Source organism: Schaalia canis (assembly GCF_003858455.1).
Lineage (GTDB): Bacteria > Actinomycetota > Actinomycetes > Actinomycetales > Actinomycetaceae > Pauljensenia > Pauljensenia canis.
Window position 1 is genome coordinate 1 of record NZ_RQZF01000027.1, and the last position, 1,515, is coordinate 1,515.

Here is a 1,515-nt window from a genome sequence, read left to right on the forward strand (position 1 = left end):
TCTGCCTGCTGGTACGTCTTATGTGGTGACTGTGACCAAGCTGCCTCGTGGTTTGGCTCCTACTGTTGAGGCTGATGATGATGATGCTGCAAAGGATTCTTCAGCTAAGACTGGTATCGCGACCTCGGGTGATCTCACTGTTGATGGCGCCTCTGATGTGACTTTGGACTTTGGTTATGTTCATGGCAAGGTGTCGGTTGGTGATCGCGTGTGGTTCGATACGAACAAGAATGGTTTGCAAGATGATGGTGAGCCTGGTGTTGAGGGTGCAACTCTGACGATTGCTCGCACGGATGGTAAGCCTGTTGTTCATGTTGATGATGTGGATAAGGCTGACGCTCCTGTGGTTGCTCCCGTTGTTACGCAGGCTGACGGATTGTACGTGTTTGAGAATCTGCCGATTCTGCCTGAGGGCGTGAAGTACAAGGTTTCGGTTCAGGTTCCTGCGAAGTACGCTCCCACTGAGGCTGGTGTTGGTGCTGATCGTGCGAAGGATTCTTCCACGGGTGAGGCCGAGGCTGAAGAGCTGGCTGTAGACGGCGCTGAGGACAAGACTCTTGATTTTGGTTTTGTTAGTGCGCGTGTGCCTGTTGGTGACTTTGTGTGGTTTGATGCCAATAAGGATGGTAAGCAGGATGATGGCGAGCCTGGTATTGAGGGTGTCAAGCTGACGGTGTTGGGTCCTGATGGTCAGCCGGTGGCTGTGGATGCTGATGGTCAGCCGTATAAGTCTGAGGTTGTGACGGATAAGGCGGGTAAGTACCTGTTTGAGAATCTTCCTGTGTTGGCTTCGGATACGGAGCGTTACACGGTGAAGGTGGTTGAGATTGGTGCTGAGTACACGCCGACTGTGACTCGTGATGAGGTGTCGACTCCTGGTTTGGGTGTTGATAATGACTCGTCTAAGGGGCAGGCCAGCACGGTTAAGCCGTTGACTGTTGATAAGCGTGTTGATGACACTCTTGACTTCGGTTTTGTGAAGTCGACGGTCTCTGTGGGTGATTTCGTGTGGTTTGATTCCAATGGCAATGGTCGTCAGGATGCTGGTGAGCCTGGTATCGCTGGTGTTGAGCTGACCTTGACTGGTCCTGATGGTAAGTCTGTGACCGATGTTGACGGTAAGGCCGTGCCGGTGGTGACAACTGACAAGGACGGTAAGTATGTCTTTGAGAACTTGCCTGTGCTCAAGGATGGTCACAAGTACACCGTGACAGTGTCGAAGGCTCCTGCTGGGTATGTGGCGACTAAGCCGAATGCGACTGGGGATGTGTCGAATGATTCGTCGTCGGGTTCGGTTTCTTCGGTGAGCTTGGTTAAGCATGGTGACAAGGATTTGACCTTGGACTTTGGTTTTGTCAAGGTGAAGGATCCTGTGCCTGGCAAGGTTGCCAAGACTGGTGCTGATACGGCGCTGGCTGGTGGTGTCGCGGTACTGGTGATGCTACTTGGTGCTGCGGGTGTTCTAGCCCGCCGCCGCGCAACCCAATAAAACACCCCACCGCGCCAAACCCTCAC

General features: G+C 53.2%; 1 protein-coding gene. It reads left to right on the forward strand.

What is annotated here, in order from left to right:
* Positions 1 to 1,489, forward strand: a 1,489-nt coding sequence (locus EII11_RS10320) for an SdrD B-like domain-containing protein (protein ID WP_124872487.1), incomplete at its 5' end; no start/stop codon positions are given.
* Positions 1,490 to 1,515 lie beyond the last annotated feature (26 nt).